Source organism: Prosthecobacter sp. (genome assembly GCF_044378005.1).
Classification (GTDB): Bacteria; Verrucomicrobiota; Verrucomicrobiia; order Verrucomicrobiales; family Verrucomicrobiaceae; genus Prosthecobacter.
The window spans coordinates 1-17,508 of the sequence record NZ_JBILYB010000124.1 but is presented as its reverse complement, the minus strand read 5'-3'; the positions used below and the strand labels follow the sequence as shown (position 1 = coordinate 17,508).

Below are 17,508 nucleotides of genomic sequence, written 5' to 3'. Positions count from 1 at the left end.
GAGCAATGGGTGGGCACGGAGAAGCGCATTCTGAAAGCGGGCGAGATGGCCCACATCCCGCCGGGCGTGATCCATGCCACTTACAATCCTCACAAGGAACCGCTGGTCTTCCTGGCCATCCTTTCCCCAGCGAAGCTGCCTGATGACCTCGCTGCCGTCCCTGATCCGCAGGATGTCTCCGCGCAGGAACCCTGGGCCAGCCTGCGTGCCGGTTTACCAGAGTGCGCGACGCTCTCGTGAGCCCTGAATCAGGCTGGATGGCAGATGAGATGGCTCGCAGTCCTTGCGCAGGCGTATCCACGGTGATACTCACCCCGCCCACCTCGCATGTCTGACCTCTCCCATCTGCGCGCCGATTTCCCCATCCTGCATCAGCAGGTCGCCGGGCATCCGCTCGTGTATTTTGACAGTGCCGCCTCCAGTCAAAAGCCGCGTCAGGTGATCGACTCTCTGGTCCACTACTATGAGCACGACAACGCGAACGTGCATCGCGGCCTGCATGAGCTGAGCAACCGCTCGACGACGAACTTCGAGAACGTGCGGAAGAAGGTCGCCAGCTTCATCGGAGCAGCGACGGACGAGGAAATCATCTTCACCCGAGGCACCACGGAAGGCGTGAACCTCGTGGCGAACGTCTGGGCAAATCAGTTCCTCAAGCCCGGCGATGAAGTCGTGATCACCGGCATGGAGCATCACAGCAATCTCGTGCCCTGGCAGCTCGCCACCCAGCGCAGCGGTGCGTCTTTGAAATATGTGCCCGTGCTCGATGACGGCACGCTCGACATGGCCGCGCTGGATGAACTGCTCGCCGGCCCCGTGAAGCTGATCGCCTGCGTGCATATCTCCAACTCACTCGGCACCAAAAACCCCGTACACGACATCTGCGCGAAGGCCAAAGCGCGAGGCATCACCACCTTCATCGACGGCGCTCAAGCCGTGGGCCATGTGCCGGTGAACGTGCGCGAGATCGGATGTGATTTCTACGCCTTCTCTGGTCACAAAATGTGCGCCCCGACTGGTATCGGCGCTTTGTATGCTCGCGCGGAAGTGATGGATCAAATGCAGCCCTGGCATGGCGGCGGAGAGATGATCGAAACCGTCACCATGGAGCGCAGCACCTACAAGTCCGGCCCCGCACGCTTCGAAGCTGGCACGCCGGACATCGCCGGTGTCATCGGGCTCGGTGCAGCCATCGACTACTTGGAAAGCGTCGGTCTTGAGGCCATCCAAGAGCATGGCCGTGAACTCACGACCTACGCCTTGGAGAAGCTCGTCGCTTTGCCAGGCTTGCGACTGCTGGGGCCGCCCATCGGTGTCGATCGCGGATCGCTCACCGCCTTTACCCTGGCTTGTGCACACACGCATGATCTCGTGGAGTTTGCCAACACTCAGGGCCTCGCTCTGCGTGGCGGACATCACTGCACGCAGCCGCTGATGAAGCGCTTCAAAGCACCCGGCACCAGCCGCGCGAGTTTTTATCTCTACAACACAAAGGCCGAGGTGGATCGCATGATCGACATCCTCCAGCAGGCCATCGCCTTCTTTTCCTAACGAACCATGGCACTCTCCGACGACCTCCGCGACCTCTACCAGCAGGTGATCCTCGATCACTCCCGCAGCCCGCGCAATCATGGCCAACTACACGGCGAAGGCTGCGTGCATGTGCATGGCGACAACCCCACCTGTGGCGATGAAATCGACATGTGGGTCAAAGTCGGTGCCGATGGCAAGGTCGAAGACCTCAAGTTCGAAGGCCAAGGCTGCGCCATCAGCCAAGCCAGCGCCAGCATGATGACCGTGAAGATGAAGGGAGCCGATGCCGCGAAGGTGCAGACATTGCTCAAAGACTTCCGCGCCGTCGTCACCGGCGAAGGCACCGTGCAGGACGAAGACGCCCTCGGCGAACTCGCCCTGCTCGAAGGCGTGCAGAAATTCCCCCAGCGCGTAAAGTGCGCCATGCTCGGCTGGCGAGCGCTGGAGCAGGCGATCCAGCAGTCGAAGGAAGGCGACCATGCCTGAACTTCCTGAAGTCGAAACGACCCTGCGGGGTGTCTCGCCTTACCTCGTCGGGCGAGTTGTCCGCGAGGTAATCGTGCGGGACAAACGGCTGCGCTGGCCGGTGCCGGACACGATTCACGAGCTGGAAGGCACCCGCATCACCGCAGGATCACGACGCGGAAAGTATCTGCTGTTCACGAGCGCCAAAGGCACGCTGCTGCTGCACCTCGGCATGTCCGGCAGCCTGCGGGTGAGTGATCCAGCGACGCCGTGGAAGAAGCACGACCACGTCGCGCTCACCACGGATCAGGGGAAGCAACTGCGCCTGCATGATCCGCGTCGGTTTGGTGCGGCGCTATGGATCGAGGGCGATCCTGCACGGCATCCTCTGCTCGCCGATCTCGGCCCCGAGCCGCTGAGTGATGCCTTTTCTGCTGAAGCTCTCCATCACGAATGCCAGGGGCGCACTGCGCCGATCAAGGCCGTGATCATGGACTCGCACACCGTCGTCGGTGTCGGCAACATTTATGCCTGCGAGGCCCTTTTCATGGCGGGCATTCACCCGAACAAAGCGGCGGGCAAGGTGACAAAGCCACGCCTGGCGAAGCTCGTGGCAGCCATCAAAGAAGTGCTGGCCGCCAGCATCGAGATGGGAGGCACCACGCTGCGAGATTTTGTGAATGAGAAGGGTGAGCCGGGATACTTCAAACAGACACTGCGAGTCTATGATCGAGAAGATGAGCCCTGCCGAGTCTGCGGCACGAAGGTGAAGCGTCTCGTGATGAGCAATCGCTCGACCTTCTTCTGTCCGAAGTGTCAGAAGTGAAGCCGAGGAAGTCTGGCAGCATTTGGCGCGTAGATTCTTCATGCCCTACCGCTTGTTTCTGCTCGCTCTTCTAATCACCATCCAAAGCCACGCTCAAACTGGAACGGTTCCAGTTGATCGTCCCCGTTCACGTCCTCCATCAGCACTCACGGGCTGGGCGGATTGGGAAAAGGGGGAGGAGCTTTTTAAACGCATTCAAGTCCCGCCAGCACCGGTGCTTTCGGCAGAAGAGGAGGCAAAGACCTTCAAGCTGGCACCCGGCTACCGCGCGGAACTGGTGGCCTGCGAGCCGATGGTGCAGTGCCCGATCTTCTTTGAGTTTGATCCCGAGGGGCGCATTTGGGTGGTGGAGTATCAGGGCTACATGCGGGATGTGCAGGGCAGCGGCGAAGGCGACCCGATCTGCCGCGTGGTGGTGCTGGAAGATACCAACGGCGACGGCAAAGCGGACAAGAGCACCGTCTTTCTCGACAAGCTGGTCATGCCTCGCAGCTTCGCCTTGGTGAAAGGCGGCATCCTTTTGCAAGAACCTCCGAAGCTTTGGTTCTGCGAGGATGCCGACGGAGATCTGGTCTGCGAAAAGCGCACCCTGGTGGGCACGATGGGCGTGGGTGGAAACCCACAGCACACCGCGAATGGATTGCGACGCGGCATCGACAACTGGCTGCACTGCGCGGACTGGCCGCATCGCTATCAATGGAAGGATGGAAAGCTGATCGACGAACCGACGCTGCATCGCGGGCAGTTCGGCGTGAGTTTTGATGAAACGGGGCGCTTCATTTCCTGCTACGAAAACAGCGCCATGCACATGGATCTGCTCCCGGCGGAGTCACTGCTGCGGCATCCGAACCTCGCCAAACTCGCCCAGCGCGGTGGTCGTGGCAGCTTCGGCGTGAATGTGAATGTCGCAAAGGAGGCGCAAGAATGCTTTCCCATCCGTGTGACACCAGCGGTGACTCTCGGCGCACTGGAGCTGCGAGATGACGGACGCCTGCGCACCTACACCATTGTTTCAGGCGCCTGTTTCTATGATGGCGACCAATTCCCGCCGGAGATGCACGGCAATGTCTTCGTGCCAGACTCCGCAGGGCATCTCGTCGGCACGCTAAAGCTCACCGACGGCATCGCACCGAAAGCGACGCGCTTCTTTCCACCCGAGCAGGAACTCATCGCCAGCACCGACGAGCGCTTCCGCCCAGTGAATGCGCGAGTCGGGCCTGACGGTGCTCTTTACCTAGCAGACATGTACCACGGCATCATCGAGCACGTTATCTTCATCGTGCCGTGGCTGACGAAGCAGATCGAGCAGCGCAAACTCTACGAGGGAAATGATCATGGTCGCATCTGGCGGATCGTGAGTGAGCGCAGAGCCGAGGGCGGAGAGCGGAGAGTCGGAAAGAGCACGGAGGAACTCGTGGAGTCGCTCGGTCATGCGAATGGCTGGCAGAGAAACACGGCGCAGAGGCTGCTGGTGGAGCGCGGGGAGGACATCGGTGATCCGAGCCGCTTCGAAAAACCACTGCATCGACTTCATGCACTATGGACATTGGACGGCATGGGCAAGCTGACGAAGGTGCATTTGCAAAAAATGATCACGGATGCCGACCCAAGAGTGCGTGCGGCAGCAGCGAGATTGGGAGCAGAGATGTCGCTGCTTCAGGAGCCTGAGGAGAGCGTGCGGCTTCAAGCTTTGCTGACAAAGAAGCCGGTGGCAGATCTCGTGGAGCATCTGGCCAGGCATGAAGATGATCTAAGCCGTGTCGCGGTGATGACAGGTGTGCATGGGCATGAGATGGAGATGCTGGAACTGCTACTGAAGCGCGAGGACTGGCAGAAGATGTCGGTCCATCGCCAGGAAACCGTGCGAATGCTGACGCAACTCGCCTGCATGGAGTTTCAAGCCAAGAAGATCGTGGGGAAACTCGCGGAGACGGCAGGTTGGCAGCGCGAGGCTTTGATGGATGGTTTTCTGGCCTCTCAGGAAAAGGTGAGCCTTGAGGCAAAGCCAGCCTTCCTCGATGAACTGTCCGTGAATCGAGACATCGCCGCGCGTGAACGAGTGCAGAAACTACGCATGGCGCTGAGCTGGCCTGGATCTGAAAGCACTCTGACAACAGAACGCCGTGAGCCACTGAGTGCGGCAGAGCAGAAGCAGATCGACCGTGGAGCAGCGGTGTATCAAACGGTGTGCGGCCTGTGCCATCAGCCGACTGGGTTTGGCGTGCCGAACGTAGCGCCCCCACTTCTGGAAAGTGAATGGGCGATGGGCGAGCCGGAGCGGCTGATCCGAATCGCCCTGCAAGGGCTGTATGGTGAGATCGAGGTGAATGGAGAAACATGGAATCTCGCAATGCCCGGCCAAGGTGCGAACCCAGCCCTGGATGATGCCAAACTCGCCGATGTGCTGAGCTACGTGCGCAATGCCTGGGGCAATGAGGCGAGTGTGATCGAAGCTGCGCAAGTCGCTGCGGTGCGCGAACAAACGAAGACGCGCAAATTACCATGGACGGCGGACACGCTGATGCAGATCGATCTCGGCAATGAAAAAGCCATCCACCCCGATGCGGAAGGCGTGCTGCTTTTACCCGCGAGTGCCGCGAAGACTTATGGGCAAAAGCTGGCGTATCGCCCATCGCTCAATGTCCTGGCTCCCTGGCGGATCGAAACCGATGTCGCGGAATGGACGATCCAAGTGGCGACAGACGGTGACTATGAAGTCCTCGTCACCCTCGCTGCCGACGCCGCTTCCGCAGGGGATGCCTTTGTCATCGAAGCTGCCAACTCAAGCGTGAAAGGTGTGGTGCAATCCACCGGCGGTTATGAGACCTTCGCCGAGCAGTCGGCAGGCACTCTCACGCTGAAAGCTGACGTGCAATCGCTGCTCATGCGCCCGGATGGAGCACTGAAGCAGGAACTCGCGGATGTGCGTGCTGTGAGACTTCGGCGGAAGTGAGAAAGAGAGACTTCACGCAAACACCTGCTTCACCACCTTCGGATTCTCCACGCCCGTCAGACGCTGGTCGAGCCCCTGGAACTTGAAGGTGAGGCGCTCGTGATCGAGTCCCGCTGCCGCTAGGATCGTGGCGTGCAGATCATGCACGCTCACTTTGTCGATGGCCGCTTTGAAGCCGATCTCGTCCGTCTCACCGTGGTGATAGCCGCCTTTCACGCCGCCGCCGCACATCCAGACGGTGAAGGCATGCGGATTGTGATCACGGCCCGGCTGATCGCCTTTTTGCGCGATGGGCAGACGGCCAAATTCACCGCCCCAGACGATCAGCGTCTGATCCAGCAGCCCGCGCTGTTCCAGATCACTGATCAGCGCCGCCACGGGCTGGTCGCTCTCATTCGCGAAGCCGCGATGGTTGCCGAGGATGTCCTTGTGACCGTCCCAACTCTGCTGGTTCTCCATGCCGCCGCTGTAAATCTGGATGAAGCGCACGCCGCGCTCCACCATGCGCCGCGCCGTGAGGCACTGCTTCGCAAAGTGACCGCAATGCTTCTCATTCAAGCCATAGAGCTTCTGGATGTGCTCCGGCTCACCTTGGACATCAAAAGCCTCCGGCGCGGAGGTCTGCATGCGATAGGCCAGCTCAAAGCTCTCGATGCGGGCATTCAGCTCGCTCTCAATGGCCGATCCGCCGAGCGATTGACGATTCAGCCGCGCCAGCAGATCGAGCTGCGCGCGCTGACGCTGCGGCGTGAGCGAGTCAGGCACCGCGAGGTTGTCGATCGGCGCTCCCGAAGGCTTCAACCATGTTCCTTGATACACACTCGGCAAAAAGCCCGCGCCCCAGTTCGCCGCGCTGCCTTTTGGCAGGCCGCGATTCAGTGGATCGCTCATCACCACAAAGCTAGGCAGCGAATCGCTCTCGCTGCCGAGTCCGTAGTTCACCCACGAGCCCACGCACGGGTAGCCCATCCGCGTGGTGCCCGTGTTCATCATGAAAAGCGCGGGCGAGTGGTTGTTCGACCCAGTCCAGCAACTGTGGATGAAGCACATCTTATCCACATGCATCGCCGTCTTCGGAAACAGATCGCTAACCCACGTCCCGCTCTGCCCGTGCTGCTTGAACTCAAACGGCGACTTCATCAGCCCACCCACCGACCCCGGAAAGAAGCCCGTCTTCGGATCAAACCCCTCCAACGTCTGCCCATCGCGCTTCGCCAGCTCCGGCTTGTAATCCCAAGTATCCACCTGCGACGGCCCGCCATTGGTAAAGATCCAGATGATCGACTTCGCCTTGCCTCCGACCTGCATCGGCACCTTCGGCGAGAAAGGATTCTTCGCCGCCTCCAGCATCGAAGCGAACGCGAGCATGCCAAAACCACCGCCCGCGCGGGCGAGCATTTCACGACGAGAGTAAGCGAGTGTGTTCATGTCAGTTCACGTAAATGAATTCATTCAAGCTCAGCACCACCTGGCAGTAATCCGCCAGTGAAGCGCCCGATTTCAAAAACTCGGCTCCTGCAGCCATTTCATCAGCTTTTGGTTCGCGGTTGAAGCAGAGGCGGTAAATCATGGCGATCTGCTTCGTGGCATCGCCAGCGGTTGAGACGCGTTTGGCGAGCCCATCGGCCCAGGAGCGGGCTTGCGGACTGTTCATGAGCACGAGGGCCTGCGGAGCCACCGTCGTCGTGGGGCGTGCTCCTTGGCTCACGAGCGGTTCAGGCAGGTCAAAGGCCACCATGCTGCCGATGAGCTGGCTGCGCTTGATGTTGAAGTAGATGCTGCGGCGTTTGCTGTTCTCATCGCGAGAGCCGGGGCCAAACATCGTCGCGTCCAGCACGCCGCTCACGCTCAGCATCGAATCGCGGATGGCTTCGGCTTCGAGGCGCTGCGGCACGAAGCGCATGAAAAGGCCGTTGGTGGGATCAGCAGCCTCCTTTTTCGCATCACGGGCGCTGCTCTGCTGCCAGGCACGACTGCTGAGGATCATTTTGTGGATCGGCTTGAGCTTCCAACCGTTCGCGATGAGCTGTCCGGCCAGCCAATCGAGCAACTCCGGCTGCGTGCAAGGCGTGCCTGTTTTGCCAAAGTCATTCGGCGTCGGAACAAGGCCCGTGCCGAAATGATGCTGCCACAAGCGATTCACGATCACGCGTGCCAGCAGCGCTCCCGCGCCCTGATCCACATCCGTGATCCAATTCGACAGCGAGCGACGGCGACCACTGACTTTCGCGTCCTTTGGCGGCTGCCATTGCCATCGTTTCGAGTCGCCGGGCTTGCTCAGCACTTGCAGAAAGCCCTGTTTGGCCTCGCCATCCTTCATGAGCGGGTTGCCGCGCTTCAGCACATGCGTTTTGTCGAAAAACGGCCCGCCCTGCGTGTGCATCACGATGGGATCGTAGCCCTCGGCACAGATCATCATGCGCGTGGCACCGGGGACGGCGGGCGTGTTCTTTTTGGCGTTCATCGTCGTGATGGCGGAGGTCACTTTGCCATCGGGAAGCACATCCACGTTCATGCGTGTGGTCGTCGTGAAGGTGCTGAGCATCGCGTAGTAGTCGCGGGTGGGCAGCGGATCGAATTTGTGATCGTGGCAGCGGGCGCAACTCAGCGTGAGGCCGAGCATCGCACCCGCCGTGGTGCCGAGCATGTCGTCCATCGCATCGTAGCGTGAGCTTTCGACCTCGTTCGCGGTGATTTGCGAAGGAAACACCCCCGCGCCGAGAAAGCCCGTCGCTGCCAGTGCCAGCGGGTTTTGCGGCTCGTATTCGTCTCCGGCGAGCTGCCACTTCACGAACTGGTCATACGGCATGTCCGAGTTCAGCGCCTTGATGACAAAGTCCCGGTAATGAAACGCAAAGGGCCGGTCATAGTCCTGCTCAAAGCCCGTGCTTTCGGCGTAGCGGGCCACATCCAGCCAGTGGCGTGCCCAGCGCTCGCCGTAGGCTGGAGATGCAAGCAGTTTGTCTGACAAGTCAGACAGGTCGGACGAGTCGGACATGTCCGATGGTGGAAGACCGGTCAAATCCAGATATAGCCTCCTCACGAGCACCGCTTTTTCTGCTGGCGGCGCAAAGCTCATGTCTTTCGCGTTTTTCAAAAGCAGCTCGTCGATGCTCTTCGCCTGCACCTTCTTCAGCGGCTGAAACGCCCACCACTGCCGATCCTCCTCCGTGACCACGCTGCTGTCCTTCTTCGGCTTTTTGCCCGCGATCAGCGGTGCGGAATACGGCGCCCCATCATCAATCCAAGCCGCGATCTTCAAAATGGCTTCGTCAGGAAGCTTCGGGCTGCTGTCCGGCATGTGTGGTTCTTTGGCGTGGTTGATCTGCGCTACGAGTGAGCTGCCCTTTGAGTCAAAAGGCACCAGCACAGCGCCGTGCGAGCCACCGCGCAGCAAATCCTCACGCGTGGCTAGGTCGAAGTCACTCTTCACTTTTTCACCACCGTGGCACTTCAGGCAGTTCTCTTTCATGATGGCCGCTACCTCGCTGTCGAAGAGCTTCAGGCCACGAGCCATGCGCCGGGCATGATCCGCTGGGAGTGCGGGCGGTGAACTGGCTGCCGTGAGCAGGGTCGGCAGCAGCCAGAGCGCGGATAAAAAAGGTTTCATGGAAAATTCGAGTTCTGTGAAAAGAACGCCGAAAGCCTGTGCCAGCTTCTGACTTACTTGTGTCTTATCCTGCCACTTCAGTCGGAGGTCATTGCATTAGCTTGCTGGCAGCCATCCCTCTTTGTCTCCGACAACATTCACTCCCATGTCGAATCGCCGCAAATACCTGAACTACACCACGCCCTGGGGAGTGAGTTTGTCGCCTGTCGCCAAGGCGGGTTGGTCTGCCTTTTTGATTCATGAAAGCGGTTATCAGGCGGCGCTGGAGAACTGGAACCATGAAGGCGTGGACAGCCCCTTTTGGCGGCTTTACCACAACCCGAAACCCGGCTGCTGCATCCGTTTCAACGGTGAGGACATCGAGCTTGGCCCGAATCGCTTCGTGCTGATCCCGGCGAACACGATCTTCGATTGCTGCGGGCCGGTGCTGGCCTGTCACTTCTGGCTGCACTTCACGGTGACTCGGCTCACTGGCGAAGTGCCCGAGGTGCCGGTCGTTCTGAAGGCCACACCTTTGCTTCGAGCGCTGGTTTCAGCGACCATCGAGACGCATCTCCTGCCTGCTGAAGATAGTCGCGACCAACGCCTTTATCATCAAAGCTCAGCATTGCTGCACGCCGCCTTCGCCGAATGGGACATGCCGCCGAGCCCCGCGATGCCGGAACGATTGATTGAGGTGCTGGAACTCATCCAGCGGGCACCACACTCGGACCTCTCGAATGGATTTCTCTCGGAACGCTGCGGCATGAGTCTGGAGAAGTTCATCCGTTCCTTCCGCGAGCACACGGGCATCACGCCTGCGGCCTATGTTTTAAATACGCGACTGCGACTCGCTGGTGAGGCCTTGGCACTGACCGAGAAGACCATCGACCAAATCGCGGTGGAGAACGGGTTTCCCAACAGGCACTACTTCACACGCATGTTTGCGCGGCAGTTCGGCTGCGGTCCGGCGGAATTCCGCGCGCGCCAATACCGGCGGCGAGGAAGGTAATCTCAGGCTTGAATCGACTTTCTGCGGCGCAGAGCGAGCATCATCAGTCCGCCGAGCAGGAGCAGCGCCCGCGAAGGCTCTGGTACGGTGATGATGCGGATCGTGCCGGCATTGTAGAGCGTGCTTGTGTCCCAGGCGAGGAGCCCGGAAAGCGTGGGAAGCTCCAGCAGAGAGGAATCGAAGGTGCCGCTCGGCGCGCTGCCGGAAAAAGTCGTCCAGTCGAGCAACTTCCACGCATCTCCTTCGGCGAAGCTTGTCATGGCAGTGGGATTGTTCACGCGCAGCTTCACATTGCTCTGCAGGCCGAGTGCTCCGCCCCACTGGAGGGTGTCCGAAGCGCTTTCGTTGCCAGTGTTGTCGCCGGAGCCCGCGCCGCTGAAGAGATCGACCTCGAAGATGCTGCCGGTCTGAAAGGTGGTGGTCATCGTGCCGCTCGCGGGAATGAAGGTGATCCTCTTCCCGCTTGTGTCGCCCGCATCACCAACGGAGACTACTGCCGCGCTGCCGAGGATCACGGAACCGCCTGACGCTGGCGAGATGCGGCCCGTGCCGAGGATCGTGCCGCCGGAGACGGTGACATTGCCGCTACCAGTGGCCGAGCCGCTGGTGTTTTTCACCGAGACCGCTCCAGCGCTCACCGTTACGCCACCGTTAAAAGTGTTCGCAGAGCCGAGCACGAGCGTCCCGGCACCCGTTTTTGTCAGACCCGCCGCACCTGTGAGTTCGGAGTTGATGGTCGCTGTGCCGGTGGTGACGGAAACCGTCGGTGCAGAGCCGGAGAGAGTCACCGCGTTGTTTTGCAGCAAATAACCGCTGGTGGTGAACTCGATCCCGCTCGCCGTCACACCACCTGCCATCACGCTCACCGTTCCCGCCGTGCCTCCAAACTCCACCGTGTGGTCGTTGCCTGAGCTGCTGTTCACCCAGGGAAAACTCGTGGTGCCGGAGGCGCCGTTGCGGAAACGGTCCACGGTCGTCGTGTCCCAGGTTCCTGTGCCGCCCGTTCCAGCCGTGGTACCGTTGGCGTCCCAGTTCACGCTGGCGCTGGATTGGATGCTGAAACCGCCCGCGTTGAGCGTGAGAGCAGTATCATTGCCACCGTGGTTGGTGATGTTGGACACAGCCGCACGGTAAAAGCCCGTAGTGAGGCCGCTGCGCGCGCCGGTGTACTCTGCGTTATCGAAATTTGCGCTGTCAAAACTCCCATCGGGCACATTCAGCACGGACGGCAGGTAGGAGGCGCTGTTTGTGGCCGTTCCCGACGCGAGCCAGTTCGTGTCTGCAATGTTGAAGCCGTGGAGTAAACTCCCGGCAAAGGAGGTGTTGCCTGAAGTGATGTTGGTTCCTTGATACAAAAACACCTGGTCTCCGGCGTTGGCTGTGCCGCTGAGCGTTCCTGAAAAGGTCGGCACTGCGCCGCTGGAGACGGTGACACCCACGCCATCCTGATAAAGGACCACGGTTCCAGCCGAAAGCGCCGAGCCGAAGGTGAGCGTCATGTTGTTCTCGTTTCCACTCAGCAGCGTCGTTCCGGCGGTGCTGGTGAAGCTGTTGTCCGTGACACGGATGAGGGTGCCGGCCTCGATGTCCCTCCAAAGAATGAAGGCATACGAGTCCGGCGCATCCGATGTGACTCCAAGAATCTGAATATCACCGACAGCGAGTGATGTCTGCGCACGGGCTATGCCGCACATCAGCAGACCGCAGAGACAGATCGCGACGGCAGGCGTTAAAACGTTGGTAGCAACGAAGGGGGGGATTGGGAGCATGACGAACCTGGGGGGAAGTTCGCCGCAAGAAGTAGCTTCAATTATTCCAGCGTCGCCCGGGGCAACGCGACGTTTTTGGCAGTGAGTATATTGTCACCAATCTATGATCAGCCTCCGTGCCAATCGTCGAAATTGTTGCACGAAGTGGATTGATCTACCCTGCCTCGCGAAGTGAGTCCGAGATGAACTGGAAAATCCTCGCGCTTGCCGCCGTGACCGGAGCGCAGTTCGCTCCGCTCGAAGAATCAACTGACGTGCCTGAACTCGCCCTGCTCATGGGTGATCTGCAGCGGCTCACGCACAAGCTCGCCTTGTCAGCCGATGCCGGGAACATGGAACTCGCCGCCTTCTACCTCCACGAATCGCAGGAGCAGCTTCGCAAGATCCAAACCGAGGCTCCTGAGTATGAAAACTTGCCTGTCGCGCTGCTGATCGACCGCGTGGCGCATCCCGCGTATGCGCCGATGCAGGACGCTGTCACTGACAGGGACAAAGCGCGCCTGATGGCTGGCCTCGATGGCATCATCCAGAGCTGCAACGCCTGCCACACCGCCACGCAGCATGCCTTCATCCGCATCACGCGCGGCACCGAGGTGAATCCCTTCAACCAATCCTTCGCCCCATGAGACTTATATCCACCTTTGTTCTTCTGACATCGATGCTTGCCGCTGAGACGCCGAATCGAGGTGTGGTGCACATCCAGAATCACGCAGACGGTCAGGTGATGGAGCGTGGCCTTGGCTTCATCGTCGAGAAGGACGGCTTCGTGCTCACCAACTACGACAACCTCGTCGCCAAGCCGAACGGAGGGTTGCTGGAGCATTTGAAAATCGTGTCAGGCGGAAAGACCTACACCGCCGGAATCATCGGCTTGGAGCCGACGATCAACATCGGCATTCTGAAGATCGAATCGGATGAAACTTTCACACCTGTCGTCTCTGCCGTGAAGCGCGAGATCACTCCAGGAATGGCCTTGCAGGCTGTTTCGATGGAACACGATGTTTTGAAGGCCATCGACGGCTCCGTTACCGCTTTGAACACAAAGCTGTGTTACCAACACAGCCTCGCCTCGACGATGTTCCGCGCGAAGATTACGATCCCGGCGGGATCAGTCGGCGGACCTGTGTTTCATGCCGACACGGGCGAAGTAGCGGCCATTTTTTCCGGCTACAAACCTGTGCCCGAACCAGGTCACGCCGAAGACCTGAGTGAGACGCATCTGCTGCCCATCAACCTGTGCTTCAACATCTACGAGAGTCTCAAGACCAAGCGCAGCCTGAAGTCTCCATGGACTGGCTTCTCGGTGCGCCCTCTGACTGAAAAGGAGCAGCAAGTCTTCCCAACAGCGAAGAATCATCACGGTGGTGTCGCCATTGAAGACGTGTGGGAAAATAGTCCGGCTCAGAAGCTCGGCATCCAAGTCGGCGACATCCTTGTGCAGTTCTCCTACAACCGCATCCTGAGCGTCGCTGACTTTCAGAAGTGGCTCTACATGTATGGCGTCGGTCAGCCCGTGAAGCTTATCATCCTGCGTGATGGCAAAGAATACCTGATGGCCGACTATGTGATCGAAGAACGTCCTCAGTGGGCTAAGCCAAAGTAGCTACCCGTTCTTTTCCAAGACGACAGCAAGCCAGCCTCGTGTGGAGTAACCTTCAGCCGCTCCGCCGAATCCGTGCAAGGAGACGATCCACCAACCGTCGCTGAGTTCGGTCACCAGATGCTCTTCGGCCACGCCATGCTTGTTGGCGTGACCTTTGAACATCGTGCTGTCTTCATAGGCCATGTTGTCGAGGTAGATGGTGACGAGCTTTTGCATGGAGTTGGGAACTTCGTGCTCACTCAAACACCACGCGGTAGAACAGCCCACCATTCGCGCCGGAGATCGTGGCAGTGAAGTCGATGCGTTCGTAGTCGCCGAAGTCAGTGACGGTGGAGCTAGCTTGCCAGTTCAGCACAGTCGTCCAACTGCCACCGACGAGCATCGTGCTGGACTCGATGCGGGTCTGCTCGGTGATGCCTTTCGGGCGGTAGAAGGAGAGCGTGAACTGATTGCCAGCTCGGGCAGCGGCGAGCGGCTCGTCATTCCCGGCGGCGGGATTGCCGCCGAGAAGGAACTCGAAGTAGTTGCTGCGACCGTCTCCATCGAGATCACCATTTGGACCGGAGGCGGCAGTGTTTTGAAGCTGGGCGAGTGTGAAGCGCTGCGTCTGCCATTTGGCGAATGAGGTCGTCGTGGGATTCAGGAAGATCGCATCAGCAAACTGAGGGAAGTCGATGAAGGGATTGCGATTGCCTTGAGCGCGGACGATGCCGCTGACGTTGACACCGGAGTAGATGGCGTTGTTGCGGCTGCGCTCGTAGTCGGTGGGCGGATGCGCGGCATGCCAGGCGCGGAGCGTGGAGAGCACTCCCATGGTGCCGATGGGTGATGGATTCTCAGCCACGATGAGATCTGTGGTGAGTGCATCACTGCCATCATAGCGAGTCATCATATAAAGTGCCGCGCGAGCGACGACGCCTTTGTCGCGGTCGAGCGGCTCCCAGGAATTGCCGTCCAGTTTTGACTCTGGGGCGAATGGATCAGAGTTTGTGGAGCCGTTGCTCACATCAAATGGGAAGTTTGAGCGCAGGCTGTTCACGGTGTCCTTGCAGGGGAAGAGGTGATGGATGTCGCTGTAGTCCGCGCCTTCATCGCCGACGCCATCGCTGCGGGGCCAGACGTGCTCACGATTCCAACCGCCGCTGATGTTGTTGCTCGTTTTGGGCAGGTTGGCGTTGGAATAAAGGAGACGCACCTGTGTGTTGTTCGTGGCAGCTTCGTCAATGATCTGCATGACCTCGTCCACGGTGCCATAGTCAATGATGACGTGGTCATCGATGATGTTGTGCAGCGCGGTTTGCAGCGCGGAACCTGTGAGGCCCTGCGCAGGGGCGTAATAGCTGAGGAGGTCCGTGTTGGGTGGCAGCTCGACGCCGAGGAGTGAGAGGTTCACATACACCAAGTGATGATCCGTGGCGGCGAGCGCCGCAACGATGGGATCGCCCGAGGTGGCGCTGGGCCAGAAGACGCCTCCACTGTTAACGGTGAATCCAAAGGTCGATGGCAGCGCATAGTCCACACGCACGCCGCCGCTAAAGGCCGCTGTGTCATCGGGATCAGTGCCTGCGCCGCCGCCAGGGACGAAGGTGCTGTTCACCAGGATATTGGCCGGGATCGCCGCACCTCCGACGGTGGCGATGCCGCCGATGAGTTGCTTGATCGCGGGATCAGTGCCGTCGCCTTCGTTGTTGTCGGAGTTTTGGTCACCGCAGATGATGAAGCGTGAGTTCGGCGGCAGGCCACCACCAGGTGCGGCAGACGTTTCGGTGTCATCATAGATGTAGGCGCTGTTCGCGGGCGTGATGTAGTCGTTCCAGAAGCGGATTTCATCACTGTTGCGGCGGCCATTGTGATCGACGCCTGTGATCCACGGTGCGCCTTCATCAAAGACGGGCGGTGTGGGATGGCTGGCGAGGATGTGGACGGGAGTTCCATTGATCAGCACCGGCACGTCGGCATGCGTTTTGGAAGAGAGGCGGAATACATTGAGCTCGGCTGGTGAGTACCAGTCGCCGGTGCCGACGATGTTGGGGTTATCGGGTAACATCGCGTTAGGCATGTCTTTCCAGAGGAATTTCTGGAAGGTGCGTGCGTTCGCGGTGTCGATGGGGTGCTTGGAGAGCACGACAAAGCCGTATTGGCCAGGATGAAGGCCGAAGCCGAAGGCGTCTTCACCGTAGCCTGCCGCGCCGGGCGTGCTGACGATGCTGCCATTGTTGTCGAGGTCCTGGCCGGAATGCACGCCGGTGTTCACCGGCGCAAAGAAGGCATAGGGGTAATAGACGGGGCTTTCACCGCTCTGGCCGACTTCGAGGTAGTTTTCCTGGAAGCGGCGGATGGCGCGGCCACCTGCGTCATAGTCGAACTCATTGATGAGGATGATGTCGGCGTTGTTGCGCTGGATGATGCGGGCGATGCTCTGCGCTTGGGTGTTGGTCACGGTGGCGAGATCGTTGGTCAGCGTGTTGTCTGTGTCGCGGTAGAGGGAGGTGTTGAAGGTGGCGGCCTTGAAGTTGTTCGAGGTGGCGACGGCAGTGGTCGTGATGTTGATCGTCACCTTGTTCAGTGTGTGATTGGTGCCGTCGAAGGCTTGCAAGCGCAGCTCGTGCATGGGCTGTGTGGTGAAGTCGAGCACCGCAGGGTTTGCCAACGTGATGACGCCGGTGTTTGGGTTCAGTTTGAATGCGCCTATTTCGAGTCCCTTCTCGAGAAAGCAAAGCTGGCCGCCTTCAAAGAGCTGCTTTGCTGAAACGAGGCCGTTGTTGATGCTGTGAGCCTGCAAATCGAAGAGGAAAAGCGTGCCCGCTGCTTCACCGAAGAGCGTGGATACATCAATAATGCCAGAGGACTCCCAGTTGCCTACATCACTCGGATTGGTGTCTGAGGAGCCGAGCGGCATGACGGTGGAGCGGTCTGTCTGCGCCACACGCATCGCTGCGCCAGTGGTGGAGTTGAGACGCCAAATGGATGTCTCAAATCCTGCCGCACCAAAGCTGCCATTCTGGTTCGATTGATCTTCCTGAACATAGATGAAGCCGTCATCCGCCCAATCGAGATTGTCCGGGCAGCGCAGGCCCTCTTCTGGTGACATGAACTGACCGCCGCCTGCGTCATCTCCATCGTAAAGGATGCGCATCGCGCCGCTGGTAGGCACGCCTGAACTGAAGTCGATGTCGATAACATAGGTATCCCCCCAGTTATCCAGCGGATAGAGCGAACCACGACCCGTGGAGGTAAAAGCCACGATGCTGCCGTCGGTGGGGCTGGTGCTGAGGTCTTCAGGGCGCGAGAAGGAGAAGGCGCCCAGCGAGTCAGCCTCGGCTTGCAACGTCGTGTCATTCTTATAGCCCGCCGCATCATGTCCGGCGGTGCCAGCAAGTGCGACATTCTTCGCATTGATCGTCACCCAGGTGCCAGCGCGTGTGGCTCCGGTGCCGTTGAACTGCTGCGGCGTGGTATTGCCATTCGTGGCCTTCCACACATAGAGCTGGCCGCCGCTGAGGCCGTTGCGCTGGATGAAATTGCCGCCCGCGTTCTTCTCACCGACATAGAGGTACAGTGGCGTGCCTTGCGCATCATCACCAAGTAAGAAGGCCACATGAGTCGTTGTACCCGTATCGACGAGTGCTGCATTTTCCCACGAGCCGCGTCCCATGTCAGGCAGCGCCCAGAAGTCGCCATTCGAGGTGTCCAGCGCCCAGCAGGTGCCGCCATGTGGATGTCCAAAAGCCGTCGATGTTTCTTCACCGGTGATGTAA

At 59.7% G+C, this 17,508-nt stretch carries 13 protein-coding genes; 8 read left to right on the top strand and 5 right to left on the bottom strand.

The window, feature by feature from the left end; all coding sequences use genetic code 11:
• The 5 genes from AC6FTP_RS19780 to AC6FTP_RS19760 all read left to right on the top strand — a co-directional run.
• Positions 1 to 240: cupin domain-containing protein (locus tag AC6FTP_RS19780; protein WP_497208640.1), on the top strand; the 240-nt coding region annotated here is incomplete at its 5' end.
• An 87-nt stretch (positions 241 to 327) separates the two neighbouring features.
• The gene (locus AC6FTP_RS19775) at positions 328 to 1,551 is read left to right on the top strand and encodes a cysteine desulfurase (protein WP_497208639.1); all 1,224 of its coding nucleotides are present in this window, start codon (positions 328 to 330) and stop codon (positions 1,549 to 1,551) included.
• Between the two features lie 6 nt (positions 1,552 to 1,557).
• Entirely contained in the window at positions 1,558 to 2,019 is a 462-nt protein-coding gene (sufU, locus tag AC6FTP_RS19770; protein ID WP_497208638.1) for a Fe-S cluster assembly sulfur transfer protein SufU, read from the top strand.
• On the top strand, positions 2,012 to 2,824 hold the full coding sequence (gene mutM, locus AC6FTP_RS19765) for a bifunctional DNA-formamidopyrimidine glycosylase/DNA-(apurinic or apyrimidinic site) lyase (protein WP_497208637.1): 813 nt from the start codon (positions 2,012 to 2,014) through the stop codon (positions 2,822 to 2,824). The genes sufU and mutM overlap by 8 nt, the downstream gene beginning before the upstream one ends.
• 40 nt (positions 2,825 to 2,864) lie before the next feature.
• Positions 2,865 to 5,777 carry a DUF7133 domain-containing protein gene (locus AC6FTP_RS19760; RefSeq protein ID WP_497208636.1) on the top strand — a complete coding sequence of 971 codons (2,913 nt, stop codon included), beginning with the start codon at positions 2,865 to 2,867 and terminating at the stop codon, positions 5,775 to 5,777.
• A 12-nt stretch (positions 5,778 to 5,789) separates the two neighbouring features.
• Here the strand turns inward: AC6FTP_RS19760 and AC6FTP_RS19755 are convergent, their stop codons facing one another.
• Positions 5,790 to 7,205, bottom strand: coding sequence for a DUF1501 domain-containing protein (locus tag AC6FTP_RS19755; protein WP_497208635.1), 1,416 nt, complete (start codon positions 7,203 to 7,205; stop codon positions 5,790 to 5,792).
• A 1-nt stretch (position 7,206) separates the two neighbouring features.
• Complete coding sequence (locus tag AC6FTP_RS19750) at positions 7,207 to 9,387, bottom strand: PSD1 and planctomycete cytochrome C domain-containing protein (RefSeq protein WP_497208634.1); 2,181 nt, start codon at positions 9,385 to 9,387, stop codon at positions 7,207 to 7,209.
• Positions 9,388 to 9,532: 145 nt separating this feature from the next.
• Between AC6FTP_RS19750 and AC6FTP_RS19745 the strand changes: the two genes are divergently transcribed.
• A complete protein-coding gene (locus AC6FTP_RS19745) occupies positions 9,533 to 10,378 on the top strand; it encodes a helix-turn-helix domain-containing protein (protein WP_497208633.1) in 846 nt (281 codons plus the stop codon).
• 2 nt (positions 10,379 to 10,380) lie between these two features.
• Here AC6FTP_RS19745 and AC6FTP_RS19740 read toward each other — a convergent pair whose 3' ends face one another.
• On the bottom strand, positions 10,381 to 12,147 hold the full coding sequence (locus AC6FTP_RS19740) for an autotransporter-associated beta strand repeat-containing protein (RefSeq protein ID WP_497208632.1): 1,767 nt from the start codon (positions 12,145 to 12,147) through the stop codon (positions 10,381 to 10,383).
• 182 nt (positions 12,148 to 12,329) lie between these two features.
• Here AC6FTP_RS19740 and AC6FTP_RS19735 point away from each other — a divergent pair, with 182 nt between their 5' ends.
• Complete coding sequence (locus AC6FTP_RS19735) at positions 12,330 to 12,773, top strand: hypothetical protein (protein WP_497208631.1); 444 nt, start codon at positions 12,330 to 12,332, stop codon at positions 12,771 to 12,773.
• Positions 12,770 to 13,750, top strand: coding sequence for a S1C family serine protease (locus AC6FTP_RS19730; protein WP_497208630.1), 981 nt, complete (start codon positions 12,770 to 12,772; stop codon positions 13,748 to 13,750). The genes AC6FTP_RS19735 and AC6FTP_RS19730 overlap by 4 nt, the downstream gene beginning before the upstream one ends.
• Here the strand turns inward: AC6FTP_RS19730 and AC6FTP_RS19725 are convergent, their stop codons facing one another.
• Positions 13,751 to 13,966, bottom strand: coding sequence for a hypothetical protein (locus tag AC6FTP_RS19725; protein ID WP_497208629.1), 216 nt, complete (start codon positions 13,964 to 13,966; stop codon positions 13,751 to 13,753).
• A 19-nt stretch (positions 13,967 to 13,985) separates the two neighbouring features.
• On the bottom strand, positions 13,986 to 17,508 hold a 3,523-nt coding region (locus AC6FTP_RS19720; protein WP_497208628.1), incomplete at its 5' end, for an endonuclease.